This window comes from Streptomyces sp. NPDC048584, assembly GCF_043199595.1.
In the GTDB taxonomy this organism is placed as follows: domain Bacteria; phylum Actinomycetota; class Actinomycetes; order Streptomycetales; family Streptomycetaceae; genus Streptomyces; species Streptomyces edwardsiae.
The window spans coordinates 115,547-139,270 of record NZ_JBICWF010000001.1 but is presented as its reverse complement, the minus strand read 5'-3'; the positions used below and the strand labels follow the sequence as shown (position 1 = coordinate 139,270).

Below are 23,724 nucleotides of genomic sequence, written 5' to 3'. Positions count from 1 at the left end.
GTTCACTTCCTGCGTTCGCGGTAGGCGGCCACCAGCGCGGCCGTGGACGGATCGAGGCCGGGGACGTCGGCCCCCTGCGTGAGAGCGGGCTCGACGCGCTTGGCGAGGACCTTGCCGAGTTCGACGCCCCACTGGTCGAAGGAGTCGATGTTCCAGACCGCGCCCTGGACGAACACCTTGTGCTCGTACAGCGCGATCAGCTGGCCGAGTACCGAGGGGGTCAGCTCGGTGGCCAGGATCGTGGTGGTGGGATGGTTGCCCCGGAAGGTGCGGTGCGGCACCTGCTCCTCGGGCACGCCTTCCGCCCGTACCTCCTCGGCGGTCTTGCCGAAGGCGAGGGCCTGGCCCTGTGCGAACAGATTGGCCATCAGCAGATCGTGCTGGGCCGCGAGTTCACCGCTCAGCTCGGCGACCGGCCGGGCGAAACCGATCAGGTCGGCCGGGATGAGCTTCGTGCCCTGATGGATCAACTGGTAGTAGGCGTGCTGTCCGTTGGTGCCCGGGGTGCCCCACACCACAGGACCCGTCTGCCAGGTGGCCGGGCGGCCCTGACGGTCCACCGACTTGCCGTTGGACTCCATGTCGAGCTGTTGGAGATAGGCGGTGAACTTCGACAGATAGTGCGAGTACGGCAGTACCGCGTGCGACTGGGCGCCGAGGAAGTTGTTGTACCAGATGCCCAACAGGCCCATCAGCAGCGGGGCGTTGGCCTCGGCCGGCGCGTTGACGAAGTGCTCGTCGACGATCCGGAACCCGTCGAGCATCTCCCGGAACCGGTCCGGGCCGATGGCGATCATCAGCGAGAGGCCGATCGCCGAGTCGAAGGAGTAGCGTCCGCCGACCCAGTCCCAGAACTCGAACATGTTCGCCGTGTCGATCCCGAAGTCCGTGACCTTCCCGGCGTTCGTGGACAGGGCGACGAAGTGCCGGGCGACCGCCTTCTCGTCGCCGAGCGCGTCGAGCAGCCAGGAGCGTGCCGAGGTCGCGTTGGTGATCGTCTCGATCGTGGTGAACGTCTTCGACGCGACGATGAACAGCGTCTCGGCCGGATCCAGATCGCGGATCGCCTCGTGCAGGTCGGCGCCGTCCACGTTCGACACGAAACGGAAGGTCAGCGAGCGGTCGGTGTACGCGCGCAGCGCCTCGTACGCCATCGCCGGGCCGAGGTCGGAGCCGCCGATCCCGATGTTGACGACGTTGCGGATCCGCTTGCCGGTGTGCCCGGTCCACTCGCCGGAACGGACCCGCCCCGCGAAGTCGGCCATCCGGTCCAGCACGGCGTGCACGGCCGGGACCACGTTCTCCCCGTCGACCTCGATCACCGCGTCGCGCGGGGCGCGCAGCGCGGTGTGCAGGACGGCCCGGTCCTCGGTGGTGTTGATCCGCTCCCCGCGGAACATGGCGTCCCGCAGGCCGAACACATCGGTGGCCTCCGCGAGTTCACGCAGCAGGGCGAGCGTCTCGTCGTCGACCAGGTGCTTGGAGTAGTCGATGCGCAGATCGCCCACCCTCACCACGTACCGCTCGGCGCGGGACGGGTCGGTGTCGAACAGCTCGCGCAGGTCGGGCCGGGGCAGCGTGTCCCTGCGGTGGTTCTCCAGGGCGGCCCACTGGGGGCGCCGGGTCGGTTCGGGAACGTCAGACATGAGCGGGGTTCTCCTCGGTGACCTCGCCGCGCAGGGCGACGGCGTACATCTCGTCCGCGTCGAGGCGCCTGAGCTCCTCGGCGATGAGTTCGGAGGTGGGGCGGACCTTCAGCGCCAGCCGGCGCGGCGGCTGACCCGGCAGGGTGAGCGTGGCCAGCGGGCCCTCGGGACGGTCGATGACGACCTCGCCGTCCGCCGTACCGAGCCGGACCGCCGTGACAACCGGCCCCCCGGTCACCACCCGCTCGACCCGCACCCGCAGCCGCGCCTCCAGCCAGCGCGCCAGCAGCTCGGCGGCCGGGTTGTCGGCCTCCGCCTCCACGGTCGCCGAGACGACCGCGGCCCGCGCCTGGTCCAGCGCCGCCGCCAGCATGGAACGCCACAGCGTCAGCCTGGTCCAGGCGAGGTCGGTGTCACCGGGCGCGTACGTGCGCCGGCGGGCCTCCAGCACCTCCATCGGGTTCTCGACCATGTACAGGTCGGTGATCCGGCGCTGGCCGAGCGCGCCCAGCGGGTCCTGCGACGGGTTCTCGGGCGCCTGGGCCGGCCACCACACCACCACCGGCGCGTCCGGCAGCAGCAGCGGCAGCACGACCGAGTCGGCGTGGTCGGACACCTCGCCGTACGTCCGCAGCACCACCGTCTCGCCGGTGCCCGCCTCCGAGCCGACCCGCACCTCGGCGTCCAGCCGGGGATGGGTGCGCTCGCGCGGATTGCGGGTGTGCCTCTTGATCACGACCAGGGTGCGCGCGGGATGCTCGTGCGAGGCCTCCTCGGCCGCCTTGATCGAGTCGTAGGCGTTCTCCTCGTCCGTGACGATCACCATCGTCAGGACCATGCCCACGGCCGGGGTGCCGATGGCGCGGCGGCCCTGCACCAACGCCTTGTTGACCTTGCTTGCCGTGGTGTCGGTCAGGTCGATCTTCATGGCCTGCGCCAGCTCCGTCCGTCTCGTGCGAGCATCTCGTCGGCTTCCGCGGGTCCCCAGCTGCCCGAGGTGTACCGCGCCGGCCGTCCGTGCGACGCCCAGTACTCCTCGATCGGATCGAGGATCTTCCAGGACTCTTCCACCTCCTGGTGACGGGGGAACAGATTCGCGTCGCCCAGCAGGACATCCAGGATGAGCCGCTCGTACGCCTCCGGGCTGGACTCGGTGAACGACTCGCCGTATGCGAAGTCCATCGTCACGTCCCGCAGCTCCATCGAGGTGCCCGGCACCTTGGAGCCGAACCGGACCGTCATGCCCTCGTCCGGCTGGACCCGGATGACGATCGCGTTCTGTCCCAGCTCCTCCGTGGCGGTGGAGTCGAAGGGGGAGTGCGGCGCCCGCTGGAACACCACCGCGATCTCGGTGACCCGGCGGCCCAGCCGCTTGCCGGCGCGCAGATAGAAGGGGACACCCGCCCAGCGCCGGTTGTCGACGCCGAGCTTGATCGCGGCGTACGTGTCGGTCTTCGAGGAGGCGTCGATGCCGTCCTCCTCCAGATAGCCGCACACCTTCGCACCGCCCTGCCAGGCGCCCTCGTACTGTCCGCGCACGGTGTGCGAGCCCAGGTCGTCCGGGAGCCGCACGGCCCGGAACACCTTCAGCTTCTCGGTGAGCAGCGAGGCCGCGTCGAAGGAGGCCGGTTCCTCCATCGCGGTGAGTGCCATCAGCTGCAGAAGGTGGTTCTGGATGACGTCACGGGCGGCGCCGATGCCGTCGTAGTAGCCCGCGCGCCCGCCGATGCCGATGTCCTCGGCCATGGTGATCTGCACATGGTCCACGAAGGACCGGTTCCAGATCGGTTCGAACATCTGGTTGGCGAACCGCAGCGCGAGGATGTTCTGCACGGTCTCCTTGCCGAGGTAGTGGTCGATACGGAACACCTGCTCCGGGTCGAACACTTCGTGCACGATCGCGTTGAGATCCTGGGCCGACCTCAGATCGTGCCCGAACGGCTTCTCGATCACCGCCCGCCGCCAGGACCCCTCCGGGGCGTCCGCCAGCCCGTGCCTCTTCAGCTGCTGCACGACCTTCGGGAAGAACTTCGGCGGTACGGAGAGATAGAAGGCGTAGTTCCCGCTGGTGCCCCGGGAGGCGTCCAGCTCGTCGACGGCCTTGCGCAGCTGTTCGAACGCCTGGTCGTCGTCGAAGTCGCCCGGCACGAACCGCATGCCCTCGGCGAGCTGCTGCCAGACCTCCTCACGGAACGGGGTCCGCGCGTGCTCCTTGACGGCGTCGTGCACCACCTCGGCGAAGTCCTGGTCCTCCCAGTCCCGGCGGGCGAAACCGAGCAGCGAGAAGCCGGGCGGCAGCAGACCCCGGTTGGCGAGGTCGTACACGGCGGGCATCAGCTTCTTGCGGGACAGGTCGCCCGTCACCCCGAAGATGACCAGTCCCGAGGGGCCCGCCACGCGGGGCAGCCGCCGGTCCCGGGGGTCGCGCAGCGGGTTGTCCCAGTCCGCCGGGGGCGCGGAGAGGGCCCCGAGGAGCTCCTCCTCCGGCTCCCGGCGGGGCGCGTCAGCCGCCGGTTCGGTCGTCTCGTCGGTCATGTGGCGTCAACTCCCTTGCTGTCGAGCGCTTTCGTCACCGCGTCCAGCAGTTCCTGCCAGGCGTCCTCGAACTTCGCGACGCCCTCGTGCTCAAGCTGCCGCACCACCTCGTCGTACGAGATCCCGAGCCGCTCCACGGCGGCCAGATCGGCCCGCGCCTGGGCGTAACCGCCGGTGACGGTGTCGCCCCGGACCACACCGTGGTCGGCGGTGGCCCGCAGCGTGGCCTCGGGCATCGTGTTGACGGTGCCGGGTGCGACCAGCTCCTCCACGTACAGGGTGTCCTTGTACGCGGCGTCCTTCACCCCGGTGGACGCCCACAGGGGACGCTGCTTGTGGGCCCGCGAGCCGCCGGCCAGCGCCAGCCAGCGCTCACCGCCGAAGACCTCCTCGTACGCCGCATAGGCGAGCCGCGCGTTCGCCAGGGCCGCCCGGCCCTTCAGCGCGAGGGCCTGGCCGGTGCCCAGCACCGACAGCCGTTTGTCGATCTCGGCGTCGACACGGGAGACGAAGAAGGAGGCGACGGAGTGGATCGCGCCCAGGTCCCGTCCCGCCGCGCGGGCCCGTTCCAGACCGGTGAGGTAGGCGTCCATCACCTCGCGGTAGCGCTCCAGGGAGAAGATCAGCGTCACGTTGACGCTGATGCCGGCGCCGGTCACCTCGGTGATCGCGGGCAGGCCGGCCCGCGTCGCCGGGATCTTGATCATGACGTTGGGCCGGTCCACCAGCCAGGCCAGCTGCCTCGCCTCCGCGACGGTGGCCGCCGTGTCGTGCGCCAGCCGGGGGTCGACCTCGATGGAGACCCGGCCGTCCCGTCCGCCGGTCGCCTCGTACACCGGCCGCAGGACGTCGGCGGCGGCCCGTACGTCGGCGGTCGTCATCATCCGTACGGCCTCGTCCACCGTGACGCCCCGCACGGCCAGATCGGCGAGCTGCTCCTCGTAGCCCGCGCCGGACCCGATGGCCGCCCGGAAGATCGAGGGGTTGGTGGTGACACCGACGACGGTCCCCGCCCCCACGAGCCCGGCGAGGCTCCCCGAGGTCAGGCGCTCGCGCGACAGGTCGTCCAGCCAGACCGAGACCCCCTCGTCGGCCAGTCTCCTCAGTGCTCCCGCGCTCGCGGTCGCTTCGCTCACAGTGATCATCTTCTTTCTCGCGGTCGCGTCAACCGCGCGCGGCTGCCGGTGATTCCCGGTGCGTCACTTCAAGAAGTCCTCGGTTCAAGCAACATCGATGCCGCCCTACGTTCAAGCTTAAAAGTATGACCTTTCCGGTGGAGGGTCTCCGTGTGCCAGCCTTTGGTGAATCCGGGACACGGCCGGACGTGGCGTACGGGCAGGGCGGAGCGAAACGGACATGAGACGGCCGGGGCGGGCGGACCGCGCGGAATCGGGCGACGGCGACTGGATCAGGACCTTCCCCTTCCCGGTGGACCGGACCGTCCTCGGGGTCGGCATGCAGATCGCCCCCATGGGCCCCGGCCACGGCTGGCACGCCGACGCACCGCCGGACCGGGTGCACCGCATCGACTTCCACATCGTGCTGCTGCTCGACGGCGGACCGGTCCGGCACATGATCGACTTCACCGAGTACGAGGCCACGGCCGGCGATCTGCTGTGGATCCGCCCCGGGCAGGTCCACCGCTTCTCCCGCGGCGGCGAGTACCGCGGAACCGCCCTCGCCATGCAGCCCGGCTTCCTGCCGCGCGCCACCGTCGAGGCGACCGGCCTCTACCGCTACGACCAACAGCCCCTGCTCCGCCCCGACCCGGCGCAGCTCAGCGCGCTCAGGGCGGCCCTCGGCCAGCTGCGCCGCGAGTACGAGGACACGGCCACGCTGCCGCTGAGCCTCCACACGGCCGTACTGCGCCACTGTCTGACCGCGTTCCTGCTGCGCCTCGCCCATCTCGCCGCCGGTTCGGCACGGGCGGAGGCGGCCCGGCGGGTCACCGACACCACCTTCACCCTGTTCCGGGACGCGGTGGAGCACGGCTTCGCCACCCACCACAGCGTCAGCGCCTACGCCGGCGAACTCGGTTGCTCCCGCCGCACCCTCCTGCGCGCGGTGCGCGCCGCCACCGGGGAGACCCCCAAGGCCTTCATCGACAAGCGAGTGGTCCTGGAGGCCAAGCGTCTCCTCGCCCACACCGGCCTGCCGATCGGCCGCGTCGGAGCGGCGGTCGGCTTCCCGGACGCGGCGAACTTCTCCAAGTTCTTCCACCAGCACACGGGTACGACCCCGGCGGCGTTCCGCGCGGAACTGCGCTGACGGAAGAGGGCCCCACGCGGGTGCGTGGAGCCCTCTTCGGATCCCGGCCGAGGAGGGCCGGGTGTGGGGGGTGGGATCAGTGGCCGAAGGTGAACCAGTTGACGTTCACGAAGTCCGAGGGCTGACCGCTGGTGAAGGTCAGATAGACGTCGTGGGTGCCGGTCACATTGCTGATGTTCGCCGGGATCGTCCGCCAGGACTGCCAGCCGCCCGTGTTGCCCACCGCGAAGCTGCCGATGGGCGCGTTGCTCCTGCTGTCCAGCCGCACCTCGACCAGACCGCTGACACTGGCGCCCGCACCACTCGCCACCCGCGCGGAGAACTGCCGGGCCGGGTTCGAACCGAAGGTGACCCCCTTGAACTGCAGCCAGTCACCGTTGGCGAGCGCGCCCACGTTCTGCCCGCCGCCGGAGTCCGAGGTGCTCTCGGTCATCGTGCCGCCCTGGCCGTCGTACGACTCGGCCTGGATGGTGCCGTAGGCGTCACGGCTGCCCGGCGTACCGGGGTCGCCGCCGTTCCCGCCGCCGGAGGTCAGCACCTGTACGTAGTCGACGAGCATCGAGTGCCCCGGCTGGGTGCCCGAGTCCGGGCCGCCGCCGAAGGCGTCCGGGAAGCCGCCGCCCATCGCCACGTTCAGGATGATGAAGTAGCCGTGGTTCGTGGCGTTCGTCCAGGTCGTCGCGTCGACCTGGTTCTCCCGCACGGTGTGGAAGTTGTTGCCGTCGAGGTAGAAGCGGATCTCCTCCACGCTCGTCGAACGGTCCCACTCCATGCGGTAGGTGTGGAAGCCGGCCTGACAGGACGTGCCCTGGCAGGTGGTCGAACTGCCGATACCGCTGGTCTCGTTGCACGGGCCGCCCGGTGAGGTGCCGCAGTGCATCGTGGCGAACACCGTGTTGTTGCCCTGGGTGTTCTCCATGATGTCCAGCTCGCCGACCGCGGGCCAGTTCCAGTAGTTGCCGCGGTAGGGGGCGCCCAGCATCCAGAACGCCGGCCAGTAGCCCTTGGCGGCGGCGCCCGTGACGTTCGGCACCTGGATACGGCTCTCCACACGGAGCTTGCCGCCGGCCGGGGGCTGGAAGTCGGTGCGCTTCGTTTCGACCCGGCCCGACGTCCAGTTGCCGGAGCCGTCGCGACGCGGGGTGATACGGAGGTTGCCGTTGCCGTCCAGCGAGACGTTGTCCGCGTTGGACGTCATCGTCTCGATCTCACCGGTGCCCCAGTTGGAGGGGCCGCCCGGGTAGCCCTTGCCGGTCGCGTACTGCCAGTTGGCGGTGTTGACACCACTGCCCGCGGAGCCGTTGAAGTCGTCGACGAAGACCTGGGTCCAGCCGGAGGGGGGAGTCGGAGCGGAGGCGCTCGCGGGGCTCGCGGTCGCCGCGGCACCCGCCGCGAGGGCGAGCGTGCTGACGACGGCGAGAACGGCCCGCCGCAGGGGCCGGGATCTGTCGGGTCTGCGGGGTGTGCCGGGGGAGTCACTCATGTGGGGTAGCCCTCTCGGGTTCGAGTGCCGGATGTCGTTGAGAGCGCTCTCACAGTGACGCCAATGTGCTCCGCGCCTCGGGCGCCGTCAAGAGGTGTAACCGAGAAAGTGGTGAGGGGTGGGGGGAGTTCAGGTCCCGAATGGACGCGAACCCGGGCAACGTGTGCTGCTTCCGAGGGATGGCCACGGTCCCGGGAGCGGCCCGGGGGCGGTGCTCGTCGACGCGTTCGACGCTTGTGGGGTGGGTGCGGGTTGTTCGCGCAGTTCCCCGCGCCCCTGAGGGGTGGGCGTTCGTGGGGTGGTGGGGGCTGGTCGCGCAGTTCCCCGCGCCCCTTACGGGGCGTTGCGCTGAGGGCGCGTGGTTGATCAGGGGCGCGGGGAACTGCGCGAACGGGGTCTGGGGGCGGAGCCCCCAGGGACGGGAGGAAGGCGCCCGGCCTACACCCCCGTCGGGACCCGCCGCTTCGGCTCCTCCGACGGCTCCTCCCGCAGGCCGAACCGGTCGTGCACCCGCCGCAACGGCGCCGGCGCCCACCACGCGACACGTCCGAGCAGTGACATCGTCGCCGGAACCAACAGCATCTGAACGACGGTCGCGTCGATCAGCACGGCCAGCGTGAGCCCCAGCCCGATCTGCAGGATCGGCGAGAACCCACCCGTCATGAACGCGGCGAAGACAACCGCCAGCAGCAGCGCCGCACAGGTCACCACCCGCCCGGACCGCCGCAACCCGTCCACCACGGCCCCCGCGTCATCCCCCGTCCGTTCCCGCGCCTCCCGCATCCGCGCCAGAATGAACAGCTCGTAGTCCATGGCCAGCCCGAACGCGATGGCGACGATCAACGGCGGAGCGGTGAGACTCAACGCCCCCAGCCCCTCCGCGCCCAGCAGCCCCGCCAGATGCCCGTCCTGGAACACCCACACCACCGCACCCAGTGCCGCTCCCAGACTCAGCAGCGTCGTCACGATGGTGCGCAGCGGCAGCAGCACGGACCCGGTGAACGCGAACAACAGCACGAAGATCCCGGCCAGTACGGTCAACGCGGCCCACGGCGCCCGCTCCGCCAGCATCTCGCGGAAATCGACCAGCCGCGCCGCAGGACCGGTGACCTCGACCGGTGCGTCGCCGCGTACGTCCCGCACCCGCTCGACCAGGTCGGTGGCCTCCTTGCCGTCCGCCTCCCCGGGCGGCCGGATCTCCAGCACCGAGGCTCCACCCGGCAGTTCACGAACAGCCGCCCCCGGAGACAACGCGCGGATCCCCTCGACGACCCCGGCATCGGTACCGGGCCGCACCACCACGGTCACCGGCGTCACTCCCGCACCGGGCGGAAAATGCTCACCCACGGTGTCATGCAACTGCCGCGCCTCACTGCTCGTGGGCAACTGCCGCGCGTCCCCGATGGCGATCTTCATCCCGGCCACCGGCACCGCCAGCACCAGCAGCACCGGAACGGCCACGGCCAGTACGGCGAAACGCCGCCGTGCCGCGAAATGGGCGAGCCGCGCGAAGACCCGTCCCTCATCGCCGTCCGCACGGACCTTCGCCGGCGGAATCCGCCCGCCGAACCGGGCCAGCAGCGCCGGCAGCAGGGTGAGTGCCGCCAGCATGTCGATGACCACGACCGCGGCGACCGCGAGGCCCATGCTCCGCAGGAACACGCTCGGGAAGACCAGCAGCCCGGTCAGGCTGACGGCCACCGTGAGCCCGGAGAACAGCACCGTCCGCCCGGCCGCCGCGACCGTACGGTGCACCGCCTCGACGACGTCCTCGGTGTGCCGCCGCTCCTCCCGGAACCGCATCACCATCAGCAGGGCGTAGTCCACGGCGAGCCCGAGCCCCAGCATCGTCGTCACCTGGATCGCGTACACGGAGATGTCCGTGACCTCGCTGAACAGGAACAGCGCCAGGAACGCGCCCGCGATCCCGCTGACCGCGACGACCAGCGGCAGCAGCGCCGAGCGCAGCCCGCCGAACACCACGAGCAGCAGCGCCAGCACCACCGGCAGGGAGACGATCTCCGCGAACTTGACGTCCTCCTGGGCCTGTTCACTGAGCTGCTGCCCGAGCAGCGGGCCGCCGCTGACCTGGACGTCGGGCGCGTCGATCTCCCGGAGCCGGTCGGCCGCCGCCTCGAGCGTGCGCTCCTCGGCGTCGTCGTCCAGACCGCCCACGAGTGTGACGGGGACGATCAGCGCCTTCCCGTCCTCGGCGAGAAGTCCCGGCGTGGTGTACGGGTCGGGCACGGCGGCGACCCCGGCGACCTTCCGGACGTCGGCGACGGCCCGCTCGACCTCGGCGCGCAGCGTCGCGTCCGAGACGGCGGTGCCGGCCACCACGCCGGTGATCGACTCGCCCGCCGGGTCGGTCCGGTCCAGGTACTGGGCGGCCGACTCCGACTCGGTTCCGGGTACTTCGGGCACATTGTCGGAGAGCCGGGCGAACACGCCCGTCCCCAGGCCGAAGCCCAGTAGCAGAAAGAGCCCCCACAGGAGCATCACGGTCAAGGGGCGGCGGGTGGCCGCCCGGGCGAGTGCGGAAAGCACGGTCCCTCCCGGCGGATGGTGGTTCGTCATCGACTCACAGAGTCGTGCCGCGGGGCGGTGCGGCGGATCGCCGGAGGGAGCGGTTTGCGGGCCTCGCCCGTACGGGGGAGACGGCCCGGGGACTCACTCCTCAGGGCGAGCCGGGGGCGATCAGCCCCGTCTCGTAGGCGCAGATCACCGCCTGCACCCGGTCCCTGAGAGCGAGCTTGCCCAGCACGTTGCTGACATGGGTCTTGACGGTGTGTTCGCTGACGAACAGGGTCGTCGCGATCTCCGCGTTGGACAGTCCCCTGGCCAGCAGCCGCAGCGTCTCCACCTCGCGGGCGGTGAGCGCGTCCAGCCGCTGCGGGGTCGCCGTCTCGGCGATGGCCCGCTCCCGGCGGCGCCGCACGATGTCCGCGACCAGCCGCCGGGTCACCGCGGGCGCGAGCAGCGAGTCACCGGCGGCGACGACGCGTACCGCGTGCACGAGGTCGTCCCGGCGGACGTCCTTGAGCAGGAAGCCGCCGGCACCGGCGTACAGCGCCTCGTACACGTACTCGTCCAGGTCGAACGTGGTCAGCATGACCACCTTGCAGCTCGACTGCGCGCACACCAGGCGGGCCGCCTCCAGGCCGTCCATCACCGGCATGCGGATGTCGAGGAGCAGCACGTCCGGGGCGTGCCGGCGGACCGCGGCGACGGCCTCCTCGCCGTTCCCGGCCTCGGCGACCACCTCGATGTCGTCCTGCGCGTCGAGGATCATGCCGAAACCGGCCCGCACCAGCTCCTGGTCGTCGGCGACGACCACCCGGATGCTCACCCGAGGGCCCCCTCCCGGTCCGCGGCCACGGGCAGCCGTACGACCACGCGGAAACCGCCGTCCGGGCCGCTGCCGGTCTCGGCGCTGCCCCCGCAGGCGGCGGCCCGTTCCCTGATGCCGATCAGCCCGTGCCCGCCGACCGGGGCGGACGGACCGCGTCCGTCGTCCGTCATCGTGAGGGTCACCCCGTCCTCGGTCCAGTCCAGCTCCACCACGGCGCGCGAGGCACGGGCGTGCTTCACGGTGTTGGTGAGAGCTTCCTGGACCACACGGTAGGCGGCGATCTCCGTGTCCGACGACAAGGGGCACGGTTCGCCCGTGATGCGCAGTTCGGTGTGCAGCCCCGTGGAGTCCCCCACCTGGCTCACCAGCAGCGGCAGCGCCGCCACGCTCGGCTGCGGCATCCGCCCGGTCACCCCGCCGTCCGGCCGCTCCTCCTTCAACACGCCCAGGATACGACGTAGTTGGGCCATGGCGTCCCGGCCGGTCTCCGCGATCGTGTCGAAGGTGGCCTCCGCCCGCTCCGGATCCTTGCGCACCACGACGGGTCCGGCCTCCGCCTGTACGACCATCAGACTCACCGCGTGCGCCAGGATGTCGTGCATGTCCCGGGCGATACGGGCGCGTTCCTCGGCGCGCGCCCTCGCCGTGTCCGCGGTCCGCTGTCCCTCCAGCCGGCGGGCCCGGTCCTCCAGCTCGGTGGTGTAGGCGCGTTGGACGCGGGCGAGCATCCCGAGGGCGTAGGCGCAGACGATGCCCATCAGATGGAACGCGTACTCGAAGGGCTCCTTGTCGGCCTGGTGCTGCATGGTGGAGACGACGCCGACGATCCACCCCGTGAGCATGAGCCGCCGCTGCCAGGGCCTGGCGAGGGCGGCCATGGTGTACAGCACGACCATCCCGCCGTACATCACGTCCGGCGGGGGAGCGTGGTACAGCGCCTGCGCCGGGGTGGCCGCCGACACGGCCCACCCGGACGCCCAGGGCGCCCGCCGCCGCCACACCAGAGGTACGGCCGTGGCGGCACCGAGCAGCCAGCCCCCGAGGCTCAGCGGGTCGTCCCCCTCGTCGGGGAACATCCACTGCAGGGACACGGCGAACAGCACGATCGCGGCGACCGCGACATCGAGCGCGTACGGACTCGCCGCACGCCAGCGCGCGACGACCGGCACGAAAACGGACCGAACGGACCGCAGGGACATGAACGGCTCCTCGAGGCGGGGGCTGTCCCAGTATCACGAGCGCCCGGGGGCCGAGTCCTCACCGGTGAGAGGGATTTCGGGCGCCGGACGCCACCCCAGGGCGCGTGAGATGCCACGGCCGGCGAGGCGTACGGCCGGGATCAGGGCCGGGACCCGGGCGCCGGACTCCGGGACGACGACCGAGATCGCCGCGGTGACCGTGCCGGTGGGGTCGTGCACCGGGGCCGCCACCGACAGGGCGTCACTGGTGACCTGGCGGTCGCTCACCGCGACGCCGGTACGGCGGACCTCCGCCAGTGTGCGGCGCAGCAGGGCGGGTTCGGTGATCGTGTACGGGGTGAAGGCGGCCAACGGGCCCGCGCAGTACATGTCCTGGTAGGCGGGGGCACTGTGCGCGAGCAGGGCGAGGCCCACCCCCGTGGCGTGCAGCGGCCAGCGTGCGCCGACCCGTATGTGCACGCCGACCGCCGACCGCCCCGACAGCCACTCGGTGTAGACGACCTCCCGCCCGTCGCGCACCGCCAGCTGCACGTTCTCGTGCGTCGCCTCGTACAGGTCCTCCAGATACGGCAGCGCCACCTGCCGCAGCGCCGGTCCGCGCGGGGCGAGCGCCGCCAGCTCCCACAGCCGCAGCCCCACGTGATACGTCCCCGACGCGTCCCGCTCCAGCGCGCCCCAGCGGGTCAGCTCACCCACCAGCCGGTGCGCCGTGGACAGGCTGAGCCCGGCCCGGCGGCCGATGTCCGTCAACGTGAGCGCCGGATGCCCGTGGTCGAACGAGGCGAGCACGGACAGCAGACGGTCGGACGCGGAGCGGCTGGTCATGACCGGCTGTCCTCCACAGGGTCGGGTCGGCGGAGGGTACCGCCGCTGCGGTCGCGCCGCGAGTAGGGTCGACCCGGTTCGTCGTGGTCGGAAGGTGCGGATGTGAAGCTGACGATTCTGGGCGGCGGGGGATTCCGCGTCCCCCTGGTGTACGGGGCGCTGCTGGGGGACCGCGCCGAGGGACGGGTGACCCATGTCGTCCTGCACGACGTGGACGCCGGACGGCTGCGCGCGATCGCCCGCGTGCTCGCCGAACAGGCCGCCGGGGTGTCCGACGCGCCCGAGGTGAGCACCACCACCGACCTCGACGAGGCCCTGCGCGGCGCGGACTTCGTCTTCTCCGCGATCCGCGTCGGCGGCCTCGAGGGCAGGGCGCACGACGAGCGGGTCGCCCTCGCCGAGGGCGTGCTCGGCCAGGAGACGGTCGGCGCGGGCGGCATCGCCTACGGTCTGCGCACCGTCCCGGTCGCCGTCGACATCGCCCGGCGGGTGGCCCGCCTCGCCCCCGACGCCTGGGTCATCAACTTCACCAACCCCGCGGGGCTCGTCACCGAGGCCATGTCCCGCCACCTCGGCGACCGCGTCATCGGCATCTGCGACTCACCGGTCGGCCTCGGCCGCCGCATCGCCCGGGTGCTGGGCGCGCGGCCGCGCGAGGCGTGGGTCGACTACGTCGGGCTCAACCACCTCGGCTGGGTGCGCGGCCTGCGCGTCGCCGGCCGGGACGAACTCCCGCGCCTGCTCGCGGACCCGTCCCTGCTCGGCTCCTTCGAGGAAGGCCGGCTCTTCGGCACCGAATGGCTGCGTTCGCTGGGCGCGATCCCCAACGAGTACCTGCACTACTACTACTTCAACCGTGAGGCCGTGCACGCCTACCAGGAGGCGAAGCAGACACGCGGCGCGTTCCTGCGTGACCAGCAGGCCCGCTTCTACGCGGGGGCGGCCGACACCGCCGTGCCCGCACTGCACTTGTGGGACCGAACACGCGCCGAACGCGAGGCCACGTACATGGCCGAGAACCGGGAGACGGCCGGTGCGGGCGACCGTGAGGAGGAGGATCTGTCCGGCGGCTACGAGGACGTGGCGCTGGCCCTGATGCGGGCCGTCGCCCGTGACGAACGCACCACCCTGATCCTCAACGTCCGTAACCGGGGCACCCTTTCACCGCTGGACGCGGAGGCCGTGATCGAGGTTCCGTGTCTGGTGGACGCGAGTGGCGCGCACCCCGTCTCCGTCGATCCGCTGCCCGGCCATGCCATCGGTCTGGTCTGCGCCGTCAAGGCCGTCGAACGCGAGGTGCTGGCCGCTGCCCGGTCCGGTTCGCGTGAGACGGCCGTCAAGGCGTTCGCCCTGCATCCGCTCGTCGACTCCGTGAACGTGGCCCGCCGGCTCGTCGACGGCTACACCGCCGCCCATCCGGGCCTCGCGTACCTCGGCTGACATACCCGGCTCGGGTCGGCCGGTCGCCCCCCGTGACAGCGGCCGACCGACCCGAGCCCCCCCGTTCCCCCGTGCTCCCCCCGGCGGCTTCCCCAAGTCGCCTTCATCATCAAGAGTCCGCACCGCGGCCCCTGATACACCCCTGGCGGAGATTTTCTGGAGAATTTCTAGAGGCCGATCCTCTGGGTCGGCGCGCCGGTCGCCGTCCGCGGCTCCACGGGCGGTGCCGGGGCGGGTACGACGGCCAACGCGCCCGCGTCGGCCCGCTGGTGCGGCAGCGACACCGGCAGCAGCGGGCGCGGCCCGGACACCACCGAGTAGTCCTGGCCCAGGAACGGCGGCGTGATCTCGCCCGGATCGTCGCCGAGCGCCAGCCGTACCGCCGCCCAGGGGGCGTTCACCCCGCACAGGGACAGCTGGTGCAGTCCGCCCGCAGGGCGCGTGTTGACGTCCATGAGCACGGGCCGGTCGCCCAGCATCCGGAACTGGATGTTGGACAGATGGTGCAGCCCGAACCCCTCGGCGATCCGCCGGGCCGGCTCCAGCCACTGCTCGTGCAGCGTGAACCCGCGCCGCCGGCCGTTCTTCGTCCGTCCCACCGCCATCCGCACCCGGTTGTCCGTGCCGGTGAGGCAGTCCACCGACACCTCGGGCTGCTCCAGCCGGGGCATCACCAGCCAGTCCACCGGCTCCTGGGCCGACCGCAGCGCCTCCAGCACCAGGTGCAGCGGCACGTACGGGCTCGGGAAACCGTTCAGCTGGCTCAGCGAGTAGGGGGATCGGGTGATCACCCGGAAGCCCACCCCGCCCGCGCCCGACGCGGGCTTGAAGCAGGCCAGGTGACCGCCCGCCTCCAACTCCTCCACGGCCGCCTCGAGATCGTCCGCGTTCCGGACCCGCCACCAGGGTGGTACGGGCACCCCGATCGCCTGGACCGCCTCATAGGCGATCACCTTGTCGTGGAACACGGCCACCGCCTCGGGCGGCGGCGCCAGCAGCGCCGTACCGACCGACTCGAAGTCGGCGCGTTGCGCGACGATCGCCGACTGGTGCAGCCGGGGCACGAAGACATCGATGCCACGCCGCTCGCACTGGGCGAGCGCGTACTCGACGTACGCCGCCGGGGACAGCCCCTCGGGCTCCGGTTCGGCGGTGTCGGCGGCGGCCAGTACGGGGGAGTCCGGGTCGCCGTGGGTGGCATGGATCTCGACGGCCCGGTCGCTGGGATTTCGCCGCAGCTGATCCATGAAGAACACGTTCTCCGCGTACGTGCGGTTGAGCCAGACGCGTACGCGAGAGACCATGCAGGCCGCCTTTCACGGTTCGCGGGCAGGGCTCAGCGGCCCGTTGCCCGGGCAAACATATGGAGGGTCACCGAACCGCCTGCGCGAAGGGCGTTTCCCTGCGGTGGTGTCGGGGCAGACTATACGGCTTCCCGGGCTGTTCCCGTACCACACCCGGTGCCGGTCCTCCTTGTTCCGGTGCACGCGATGTGGTCTCTTGGTGGAGTTCGTGACGGCTGGAGGAGCGACGGGTGATGTCGGGAAGAGACGGCGGCGGACAGCTGTGGGCCATCAGCGACCTGCACATCGGCTATGCCGAGAACCGTGCCCTGGTCGACGGCATGCGGCCCGGGTCCGACGAGGACTGGCTGATCGTCGCCGGTGACGTGGCGGAGACCGTGGAGGACATCGGCTGGGCGCTGAAGACCCTGGCCGGCCGGTTCGCCCAGGTCGTCTGGGTGCCCGGCAACCACGAACTGTGGACCCACCCCAAGGACCCCGTCACCCTGCGCGGCGTCGCCCGCTACGAGCACCTGGTCGCACACTGCCGCGACCTCGGGGTGCTCACCCCCGAGGACCCGTACCCCGTCTGGGACGGTCCCGGCGGCCCGGTCGCCGTCGCGCCGCTTTTCCTCCTGTACGACTACTCGTTCCTGCCGTCCGGCTGCGCCACCAAGGACGAGGGGCTCCAGTACGCGTACGGCACCGGGGTGGTCTGCACCGACGAGCGGCTGCTGCACCCCGACCCCTACCCGAGCCGGGAGGCCTGGTGCCGGGCCCGGGTCGCCGAGACCGAACGCCGGCTGGCCGAGGTGCCGGACGGGCTGCCGCTCGTCCTCGTCAACCACTGGCCGCTGCACCGCCACCCGACCGACGTCCTGTGGTACCCCGAGTTCGCCATGTGGTGCGGCACCACGCTCACCGACGACTGGCACCGCCGGTTCCCCGTCCACACCATGGTCTACGGCCATCTGCACATCCCCCGCTCCACCCGGCAGGACGGCGTTCACTTCGAGGAGGTGTCGGTCGGTTACCCGCGCGAATGGCGCAAACGGGACCAGCCGCCGGGACGGCTGCGCCGGATCGTGCCGCGGGAGGACGAGGGGCGGTGATCGAGGAACTGCTGCCGCCGACGGTGGTCGCCGTCGAGGCCTACGGCGACGAACGCGTGGACGCCCCGCTGTACCCCGAGGAGGAGGCGCTGCTGCGACGCGCCGTCGCCAAGCGCCGCCGGGAGTTCACCGCCGTACGGTCCTGCGCCCGCGCCGCCATGCGCAAGCTCGGTGTGCCGGAGCGGCCCGTGCTGCCCGGCGAGCGGGGCGCCCCCGGCTGGCCGGACGGGCTGACCGGCAGCATGACCCACTGCCAGGGCTACTGTGCCGCCGCCCTGGTCCGCGCGGCCGACCTGGCCTCCCTCGGCATCGACGCCGAGCCGCACGGGCCGCTGCCCGAGGGCGTGCTGCCCTCCGTGGCGCTTCCGGCGGAGGCGACGCGGCTCGCCGGGCTGGCCGAGGAGCTGCCCGCAGTGCACTGGGACCGGCTGCTGTTCAGCGCCAAGGAGTCCGTCTACAAGGCGTGGTTCCCCCTCACCGGGAAGTGGCTGGACTTCATGGAGGCCCACCTCGACCTCCACGCCGACCCCGGCGAGCAGTCGCGCGGCGGCTTCCGCGCCACCCTCCTCGTCCCCGGCCCGCGCGTGGGCGCCCGCGTCGTCGACCACTTCAGCGGCCGCTGGATCGTCCAGGGCGACCTGGTCACGACGGCGGTCGCCGTACCGCACGGCTGATCGGTACGGCGACCGCCGCCGTGTACGCCCTACGGCTCCGGATGCCAGTCGCGCACCATCCGGAAGAACGCCTCCTCGTTCCCCGCCAGCCCCGCCCGCGCCAGGGCCGTCTCCGCCTCGGCGAGCACGGAGGGCGGCACCATCGGGGGGCCGGGGACACCCGGCGGGTCCGGCCGGGTGTCGAGGGCGGCGCGCACCGTGTGCAGCAGCCGCAGATAGGCCTGGACGGCGGTACGCTCGCGGTCGGTCGGTACGGCGGTCGTCATCGCTCGGATCTCCCCGTGTCGCGTTCGGTGACAGGTCGGCTCCAGCTTGCCGCCCACCACTGACAATCGGGCATCACCGCGGGCCGTCAGGGCCTGTTCGGCTCAGGACCTGGGCCGCTGCACGCTCTCCAGCAGCATGTCCAGCCACTCCGCGACCTTGTCCCGGTGCTGGTCGGTGGGGAGTTGGGCGGCCCGCCAGGCGATGCCGCGCACCCCGTGGTCCTGCAGCAGCCGTTCCAGCGGGTCGTCGGCCGGCGCGGCGGCAGCCCGCTCCCGGTCCGCGAGCTTCTGCAGCAGCTCCTGCTCGGTGTGCTGGAGCGCGCCCGCGAGCGCCTCCGGGTCCTCCGCGGTGAGGAAACCGGCGTGCACCCGGAAGAACCGCTGGATGGCGTCGCAGTGCTCCATGGTGGGCCGCCGGTCGCCGTTGATCAGCGCGCCGGCCTGCTGCCGGGACATGCCCGTGCCGTCGGCGATCTCCTGCTGGGTGTACCTGCGGCCGTTCGGCTTCAGCCGGGTACGGCGCAGCAGGTCCAGCCGCTGCACGAACCGCGCCTGCACATCGGGTTCACCCGCGAGGCGGCCGCGCAGCAGCGCCTTCACCACGGACTCCGGTACGCCGGAGGCGGCGGACAGCCGGCCGGTGTCGAAGACCTCGGTGTGCGCCACGCCGAGTCGGTCGGCGAGTGCGGTGACCCGGGCGACGACGGCCGGCAACGCGGTCGTCGGCACACTGCCCGGAACCTCGAGGCCACCCGTCACCGAAAGATCTCCTAGGTCTCTCACAGGCTTCTCACAAGCGATCGCCGTGAACGTCACGGAGACTAGCCGTTGCCTCGAACTCACATCCAGGTCTCGCCACAACTGTGGCCAATTTCGGCCGTCAACAGGCACGAAATGCCACGATAGTTGACACGCTTCCCCTGCGGGCAGCAGGATCGGGACGCCGCGTCAGGGCCGCACAGGCAAGAGGGGTGACCTCCCGATGGCACATCAGGCAGGAGGGCAGCGGCCGGTACCGCGGCCCGCCCCCGGGACTCCCGACGTCCAGGCCTATCTGCGGGACTACGGCGCGCTCCTGGAGGCATGCCCCTTCCCCTCCCTGGTCGTCGACCACCGCTGGGGCGTGCTGCTCACCAACACCGCGTTCCGGACACTTTTCCGGGACGTCGAACCGCACCCCACGGCGCTGCCCTGGGACAACTTCCTGCGCTTCGTCCTCTTCCACCCCGACGCGGCCACGGTCCTCGGCGACCACGAGGCCGGCTGGTGCCTGCCGATGCTGGCCCACTTCGCCAAGACCGTCGAACGGTACGGCCACGACCGCGGACTGCAGGCCATCCGCCGCGACATCGGCCAGGACCCCATCATGGAGGCCGCCTACCGGCACGGACTGCCGCACTGGCTGCGGGCCGTGGGCGAGCGTGCCGCCGAACACGACGGATCCGTACGGTCGTTGCTGCACCCCGACCCGCGCTGGGGCGCCACCGACTGCCGCATCGTCGTGGAGACGACACCGACCCTCGCCGAGCTGGACTGCGCCCGGCTGACACTCGTACTGCGTGAGACCCACCGCGCCCCTTCCGGGCACCGCAGATCCCGGCGCGCCGCCTCACATCTGCGCGTGGTCCACGCCGCCGACTGACCAGGCCCCGCGCCGGCACCGTCCGTCCTCTTCCCGGCATCAGTGCTGTGTGACATAGTACTGAGGTGAGCGAGCCGCTGACCTGCGATGTCGTCGTGGTGGGCGCCGGAATGACGGGCGCCGCCTGTGCCCTGTACGCGGCCCGCGCGGGCCTCGACGTGATCGTGGTGGACCGGGGTCCGGTGGCCGGCGGGACGACCGGCGCGGGCGAGGGCAACCTCCTCGTCTCCGACAAGGAGCCCGGCCCCGAACTCCGACTCGCCCTGCTGTCCCTGCGCTTGTGGGCGGACCTGGCCCAGGAGCTGGGCCGGGAGGTCGAGTACGAGGCGAAGGGCGGACTCGTCGTCGCCGCCAACCCCGAAACGCTGGACGCGCTGGGGACGTTCGCGGACGCACAGCGGGCGGCCGGGGTGACGGCCGACCCCGTCCCGGCCGGCCGGCTCCACGACCTCGAGCCCCTGCTGGCGCCCGGCCTCGCGGGCGGCGTCCACTATCCGCAGGACGCCCAGGTGATGCCGGCCCTCGCGGCCGCCCACCTGCTGCGCGCCTCCGGCGCCCGGGTGCTCGCCGGCCGCGAGGTCACCCGGGTCCTGCACACCCCGGAAGGGACGGTACGCGGCGTCCGCACGGCCCGGGGCGACCTGCACGCCCCCGCCGTCGTCAACGCGGCCGGCACCTGGGGCGGCGAACTGGCCGCCCGCGCGGGGGTGTCCCTGCCCGTCCTGCCCAGGCGCGGCTTCGTCCTGGTCACCGAGCCACTGCCGCCCCGTATCCGGCACAAGGTGTACGCCGCCGACTACGTGGCCGACGTAGCCAGCGACTCGGCGGCCCTGCAGACCTCCCCGGTGGTGGAGGGAACGGCCGCCGGACCGGTCCTCATCGGCGCCAGCCGGGAGCGGGTCGGCTTCGACCGCTCCCTGTCCCTCCCGGCGGTGCGCGCCCTCGCGGCGGGGGCGACCCGCCTGTTCCCGTTCCTGTCGGGCGTACGGGCCATGCGCACGTACGCCGGATTCCGGCCGTATCTCCCCGACCACCTCCCCGCGATCGGCCCCGACCCCCGGATGCCGGGACTGTTCCACGCGTGCGGCCACGAGGGCGCGGGCATCGGGCTGGCCCCCGGCACCGGCCTGCTGATCGCCCGGGCGCTGACCGGACACCCACCCGGACCCGACCTCACCCCCTTCCGCCCCGACCGCTTCCCCCCTACGGCACAGGAGGCCGAGCAGTGAACCCCCTGGAGCTCGCCGGGGCCCGGCCCGGACCCGACTTCGAAATCACCTTCGACGGCCGGGCCCTCGAGGCGCTGCCCGGCCGGACGATCGCCGCGGCCCTGTGGGCCGCCGGCATCACCTCATGGCGCACCACCCGTGACGGCGGACGCCCGCGCGGGGTGTTCTGCGGGATCGGGGTGTGCTTCGACTGTCTGGTCACCGTGAACGACCGCCCCAACCAGCGGGCCTGTCTCGTCCCGGCACGGCCCGGCGATGTGATCCGCACCCAGGAGGGGACGGGCCGTGCGCACTGACCTCGCGGTGATCGGCGCGGGACCGGCGGGACTCGCCGCCGCCCTCGCGGCCGAGCGGCGCGGCCTGCGGGTCGCCCTCGTCGACGCGGCACCGGAACCGGGCGGCCAGTTCTACCGGCAGCCCGCCCCCGCACTCCGCGCGGAACGCCCTCAGGCCCTGCACCACCAGTGGCGCACCTGGACGCGGCTGCGCGACCGGCTCGCGACGAGCTCCGTAAGGCTGCTGACCGAGCACCATGTGTGGAGCGTGGAACGGACGCCCGAGGGGCTGATCGTGCACGCGCTGCTCGGACCGGAGCAGGAGGAACCGGCCGAGGTGCACGCCCGCGCCGTGCTCCTGGCCACCGGCGCCTACGAGACCGTGCTGCCCTTCCCCGGCTGGACCCTCCCCGGTGTCGTCACCGCGGGCGGCGCCCAGGCGATGCTCAAGGGCGGGCTCGCCGTACCCGGCCGGACCGCCGTCGTCGCCGGTACCGGGCCGCTGCTGCTGCCGGTGGCGACCGGACTCGCGGCGGCGGGCGTACGGGTCGGCGCGCTGGTGGAGTCCGCCGACCCCGGACGGATGCTGCGGCACGCCGGGCCACTGGCGGGCAAGCTGCCCGAGGGGGCCGGGTACGCGGCCCGGCTGCTGCGCCACCGCGTTCCCGTCCTCGCCCGCCACACCGTGCTGCGCGCCCACGGCGAGGGGCGGTTGACCGGCGTGACCGTCGCCGCCCTCGACGCCCGGGGCCGGGTCCGGCCCGGCACCGAACGCCGGCTGCCCTGCGACACCCTCGCGGTGAGCCACGGCATGCTCCCGCACACCGACCTCGCCGAGAGCCTCGGCTGCCGCCTCGACGGACTCACCGTGGCCGTGGACACCGAACAGCGCACCGACGTACCGGGAGTGTGGGCGGCGGGCGAGGCCACCGGCGTCGGCGGGTCGGGGCTCGCCCTCGCCGAAGGCCATGTCGCCGGCCGCTCGATCGCCGCCCGGCTGCGCGGCGCCACCCCCGATCCGGGGCAGTGGGCGCCTGCCGCCCGGGCCCGCGCCCGGCTGCGCGTGAGCGCCGGTGCGCTCGACGCCGTGTTCGCGCCGCCCGCCGGCTGGGCGGAGCGGGTCACCGACGACACCGTCGTCTGCCGCTGCGAGGAGGTCACCGCGGGTGCCGTCCGCGCGGGCCTCGCACTCGGCGCCGGGGACGCCCGCACGGTCAAGCTGCTCACCCGGGCGGGGATGGGCTGGTGCCAGGGCCGCATGTGCGCAACGGCGGTCGCGGGCCTCACCGGCTGCGAACCCACCCCGCCCCGACGTCCGTTCGCCCGTCCCGTACCCCTGGGCGTACTCGCCCGGCAGCACGAGCAGCACGAGCAGCACGAGGAGCACGAGGAGCACGAGGAGCACGAGGAGCACGAGCAGCACGAGCAGCACGAGTTGTGCGATCTGCACGAGGAGCGCGAGCGACCCGAGCCGTGCGATCTGCCCGAGGAGCACGACGGGCGTGAGCCGTGCGACCGGCATGACGGGCTCGGGCCGCACGACCCGCACGACCCGCACGACCCGCACGACCTTCACACCGAGAGAGGACCCTCATGACCGACCTCCGCCCCTGGCGCGGCGTCCTCGTCGCCACCGCGCTCCCGCTGACCGACGACCTCTCCGTCGACTACGACCGCTACGCCGAGCACTGCGCCTGGCTCGTCGCGGGCGGCTGTGACGGCGTCGTACCGAACGGCTCCCTCGGCGAGTACCAGGTGCTCACCCCCGAGGAGCGCAGCCGGGTCGTCGAGACGGCCGTCGCCGCGATCGGCGGCGAGCGCGTCATCCCCGGCGTCGCCGCCTACGGCTCCGCCGAGGCCCGCCGCTGGACCGAGCAGGCCGCCGAGGCCGGCTGCCGGGCCGTGATGCTGCTGCCGCCCAACGCCTACCGCGCCGACGAGCGCGCCGTCCTCGCCCACTACGCCGAAGTCGCCGCCGCCGGACTTCCGGTCGTCGCCTACAACAACCCGATCGACACCAAGGTCGACCTGGTCCCCGAACTCCTCGCCCGGCTGCACGGCGAGGGGCACATCCACGCCGTCAAGGAGTTCTCCGGCGACGTCCGCCGCGCCTACCGCATTGCCGAACTCGCTCCCGAACTAGACCTGTTGATCGGCGCGGACGACGTCCTGCTGGAGCTGGCCATCGCGGGCGCCAAGGGCTGGGTGGCCGGCTACCCCAACGCGCTGCCCCGCGCCTGCGTGGACCTCTACCGCGCCGCCGTGACCGGTGACCTCGACACCGCGCTCCCGCTCTATCGCCAGTTGCACCCCCTGCTCCGCTGGGACTCGCGGGTCGAGTTCGTACAGTCGATCAAACTGTCCATGGACCTCGTCGGCCGGCACGGCGGCCCCTGCCGCCCGCCCCGCGTACCGCTGGACGCCGGTCAGGAGGCGGCCGTCCGCGCGGCCACCGAGAAGGCCGTCGCGGCCGGACTCGCGTAGGGGAGGGGCAC

Annotated in this window: 20 protein-coding genes and 1 pseudogene; 9 read left to right on the top strand and 12 right to left on the bottom strand. The window is 72.3% G+C overall.

Features of this window, described 5'->3' with window-relative positions; genetic code table 11:
- Positions 1 to 2 precede the first annotated feature (2 nt).
- Genes pgi through tal form a run of 4 tightly spaced genes read right to left on the bottom strand, consistent with a single transcriptional unit; the run spans position 3 to position 5,326 of the window.
- A complete protein-coding gene (pgi, locus tag ACGFR9_RS00640) occupies positions 3 to 1,646 on the bottom strand; it encodes a glucose-6-phosphate isomerase (protein ID WP_393201459.1) in 1,644 nt (547 codons plus the stop codon).
- The gene (opcA, locus tag ACGFR9_RS00635; RefSeq protein ID WP_393201456.1) at positions 1,639 to 2,574 is read right to left on the bottom strand and encodes a glucose-6-phosphate dehydrogenase assembly protein OpcA; all 936 of its coding nucleotides are present in this window, start codon (positions 2,572 to 2,574) and stop codon (positions 1,639 to 1,641) included. Before opcA ends, pgi begins: the two co-directional genes overlap by 8 nt.
- Entirely contained in the window at positions 2,571 to 4,181 is a 1,611-nt protein-coding gene (gene zwf, locus ACGFR9_RS00630; protein WP_393201453.1) for a glucose-6-phosphate dehydrogenase, read from the bottom strand. Before zwf ends, opcA begins: the two co-directional genes overlap by 4 nt.
- Positions 4,178 to 5,326 (bottom strand): transaldolase, encoded by a 1,149-nt coding sequence (gene tal / locus ACGFR9_RS00625; RefSeq protein ID WP_393201450.1) that lies wholly within the window; start codon positions 5,324 to 5,326, stop codon positions 4,178 to 4,180. Before tal ends, zwf begins: the two co-directional genes overlap by 4 nt.
- Before the next feature lie 211 nt (positions 5,327 to 5,537).
- Here tal and ACGFR9_RS00620 point away from each other — a divergent pair, with 211 nt between their 5' ends.
- On the top strand, positions 5,538 to 6,449 hold the full coding sequence (locus ACGFR9_RS00620) for a helix-turn-helix domain-containing protein (RefSeq protein ID WP_393201447.1): 912 nt from the start codon (positions 5,538 to 5,540) through the stop codon (positions 6,447 to 6,449).
- A gap of 76 nt (positions 6,450 to 6,525) precedes the next feature.
- Here ACGFR9_RS00620 and ACGFR9_RS00615 read toward each other — a convergent pair whose 3' ends face one another.
- From ACGFR9_RS00615 to ACGFR9_RS00595, 5 genes are all read right to left on the bottom strand, one after another.
- Positions 6,526 to 7,932: a glycoside hydrolase family 16 protein gene (locus ACGFR9_RS00615; protein WP_393201444.1), complete on the bottom strand. Its 1,407-nt coding sequence runs from the start codon at positions 7,930 to 7,932 to the stop codon at positions 6,526 to 6,528.
- 438 nt (positions 7,933 to 8,370) lie between these two features.
- Positions 8,371 to 10,479, bottom strand: a complete 2,109-nt coding sequence (locus ACGFR9_RS00610; protein ID WP_393201441.1) for an MMPL family transporter — start codon at positions 10,477 to 10,479, stop codon at positions 8,371 to 8,373.
- 130 nt (positions 10,480 to 10,609) lie between these two features.
- Positions 10,610 to 11,281, bottom strand: coding sequence for a response regulator (locus ACGFR9_RS00605; protein ID WP_393201437.1), 672 nt, complete (start codon positions 11,279 to 11,281; stop codon positions 10,610 to 10,612).
- Positions 11,278 to 12,483 carry a sensor histidine kinase gene (locus tag ACGFR9_RS00600; RefSeq protein ID WP_393201434.1) on the bottom strand — a complete coding sequence of 402 codons (1,206 nt, stop codon included), beginning with the start codon at positions 12,481 to 12,483 and terminating at the stop codon, positions 11,278 to 11,280. Before ACGFR9_RS00600 ends, ACGFR9_RS00605 begins: the two co-directional genes overlap by 4 nt.
- A gap of 33 nt (positions 12,484 to 12,516) precedes the next feature.
- Positions 12,517 to 13,308: an IclR family transcriptional regulator gene (locus tag ACGFR9_RS00595; protein ID WP_393201431.1), complete on the bottom strand. Its 792-nt coding sequence runs from the start codon at positions 13,306 to 13,308 to the stop codon at positions 12,517 to 12,519.
- Between the two features lie 102 nt (positions 13,309 to 13,410).
- Here ACGFR9_RS00595 and ACGFR9_RS00590 point away from each other — a divergent pair, with 102 nt between their 5' ends.
- Entirely contained in the window at positions 13,411 to 14,748 is a 1,338-nt protein-coding gene (locus ACGFR9_RS00590; RefSeq protein WP_393201428.1) for a 6-phospho-beta-glucosidase, read from the top strand.
- A gap of 167 nt (positions 14,749 to 14,915) precedes the next feature.
- On the opposite strand, the gene ACGFR9_RS00585 is transcribed toward ACGFR9_RS00590, so the two are convergent.
- Complete coding sequence (locus ACGFR9_RS00585) at positions 14,916 to 16,052, bottom strand: ATP-grasp domain-containing protein (protein ID WP_393201425.1); 1,137 nt, start codon at positions 16,050 to 16,052, stop codon at positions 14,916 to 14,918.
- A gap of 233 nt (positions 16,053 to 16,285) precedes the next feature.
- Between ACGFR9_RS00585 and ACGFR9_RS00580 the strand changes: the two genes are divergently transcribed.
- Positions 16,286 to 17,143: a metallophosphoesterase family protein gene (locus tag ACGFR9_RS00580; RefSeq protein WP_393201422.1), complete on the top strand. Its 858-nt coding sequence runs from the start codon at positions 16,286 to 16,288 to the stop codon at positions 17,141 to 17,143.
- Complete coding sequence (locus ACGFR9_RS00575) at positions 17,140 to 17,817, top strand: 4'-phosphopantetheinyl transferase (protein ID WP_393201419.1); 678 nt, start codon at positions 17,140 to 17,142, stop codon at positions 17,815 to 17,817. Before ACGFR9_RS00580 ends, ACGFR9_RS00575 begins: the two co-directional genes overlap by 4 nt.
- A 29-nt stretch (positions 17,818 to 17,846) precedes the next feature.
- Here the strand turns inward: ACGFR9_RS00575 and ACGFR9_RS00570 are convergent, their stop codons facing one another.
- Together ACGFR9_RS00570 and ACGFR9_RS00565 are read right to left on the bottom strand one after the other, a co-directional pair.
- Positions 17,847 to 18,083 (bottom strand): hypothetical protein, encoded by a 237-nt coding sequence (locus tag ACGFR9_RS00570; protein ID WP_030219239.1) that lies wholly within the window; start codon positions 18,081 to 18,083, stop codon positions 17,847 to 17,849.
- Positions 18,084 to 18,185: 102 nt separating this feature from the next.
- A complete protein-coding gene (locus ACGFR9_RS00565) occupies positions 18,186 to 18,842 on the bottom strand; it encodes a helix-turn-helix domain-containing protein (RefSeq protein ID WP_393201416.1) in 657 nt (218 codons plus the stop codon).
- A 223-nt stretch (positions 18,843 to 19,065) separates the two neighbouring features.
- Here ACGFR9_RS00565 and ACGFR9_RS00560 point away from each other — a divergent pair, with 223 nt between their 5' ends.
- From ACGFR9_RS00560 to ACGFR9_RS00540, 5 genes and pseudogenes are all read left to right on the top strand, one after another.
- Positions 19,066 to 19,725 carry a hypothetical protein gene (locus ACGFR9_RS00560; protein WP_393201413.1) on the top strand — a complete coding sequence of 220 codons (660 nt, stop codon included), beginning with the start codon at positions 19,066 to 19,068 and terminating at the stop codon, positions 19,723 to 19,725.
- Positions 19,726 to 19,790: 65 nt separating this feature from the next.
- On the top strand, positions 19,791 to 20,954 hold the full coding sequence (locus ACGFR9_RS00555; RefSeq protein ID WP_393201410.1) for an NAD(P)/FAD-dependent oxidoreductase: 1,164 nt from the start codon (positions 19,791 to 19,793) through the stop codon (positions 20,952 to 20,954).
- Positions 20,951 to 21,250, top strand: coding sequence for a (2Fe-2S)-binding protein (locus ACGFR9_RS00550; protein WP_393201407.1), 300 nt, complete (start codon positions 20,951 to 20,953; stop codon positions 21,248 to 21,250). The genes ACGFR9_RS00555 and ACGFR9_RS00550 overlap by 4 nt, the downstream gene beginning before the upstream one ends.
- Positions 21,240 to 22,595 (top strand): annotated as a pseudogene (locus ACGFR9_RS00545) (FAD-dependent oxidoreductase); the annotation flags it as partial. The gene ACGFR9_RS00550 and the pseudogene ACGFR9_RS00545, both read left to right, overlap by 11 nt.
- Positions 22,596 to 22,822: 227 nt before the next feature.
- Positions 22,823 to 23,713, top strand: a complete 891-nt coding sequence (locus tag ACGFR9_RS00540; RefSeq protein ID WP_393201404.1) for a dihydrodipicolinate synthase family protein — start codon at positions 22,823 to 22,825, stop codon at positions 23,711 to 23,713.
- Positions 23,714 to 23,724 lie beyond the last annotated feature (11 nt).

Bases quoted from the DNA above. Each gene is read 5' to 3' on its own strand.
- ACGFR9_RS00570 (WP_030219239.1), bottom strand. From the start codon at position 18,083: ATGACGACCGCCGTACCGACCGACCGCGAGCGTACCGCCGTCCAGGCC.
- ACGFR9_RS00600 (WP_393201434.1), bottom strand. From the start codon at position 12,483: ATGTCCCTGCGGTCCGTTCGGTCCGTTTTCGTGCCGGTCGTCGCGCGC.
- ACGFR9_RS00585 (WP_393201425.1), bottom strand. From the start codon at position 16,052: ATGGTCTCTCGCGTACGCGTCTGGCTCAACCGCACGTACGCGGAGAAC.
- zwf (WP_393201453.1), bottom strand. From the start codon at position 4,181: ATGACCGACGAGACGACCGAACCGGCGGCTGACGCGCCCCGCCGGGAG.
- ACGFR9_RS00595 (WP_393201431.1), bottom strand. From the start codon at position 13,308: ATGACCAGCCGCTCCGCGTCCGACCGTCTGCTGTCCGTGCTCGCCTCG.
- ACGFR9_RS00615 (WP_393201444.1), bottom strand. From the start codon at position 7,932: ATGAGTGACTCCCCCGGCACACCCCGCAGACCCGACAGATCCCGGCCC.
- ACGFR9_RS00540 (WP_393201404.1), top strand. From the start codon at position 22,823: ATGACCGACCTCCGCCCCTGGCGCGGCGTCCTCGTCGCCACCGCGCTC.
- ACGFR9_RS00580 (WP_393201422.1), top strand. From the start codon at position 16,286: ATGTCGGGAAGAGACGGCGGCGGACAGCTGTGGGCCATCAGCGACCTG.
- pgi (WP_393201459.1), bottom strand. From the start codon at position 1,646: ATGTCTGACGTTCCCGAACCGACCCGGCGCCCCCAGTGGGCCGCCCTG.
- ACGFR9_RS00560 (WP_393201413.1), top strand. From the start codon at position 19,066: ATGGCACATCAGGCAGGAGGGCAGCGGCCGGTACCGCGGCCCGCCCCC.
- ACGFR9_RS00620 (WP_393201447.1), top strand. From the start codon at position 5,538: ATGAGACGGCCGGGGCGGGCGGACCGCGCGGAATCGGGCGACGGCGAC.
- opcA (WP_393201456.1), bottom strand. From the start codon at position 2,574: ATGAAGATCGACCTGACCGACACCACGGCAAGCAAGGTCAACAAGGCG.
- tal (WP_393201450.1), bottom strand. From the start codon at position 5,326: ATGATCACTGTGAGCGAAGCGACCGCGAGCGCGGGAGCACTGAGGAGA.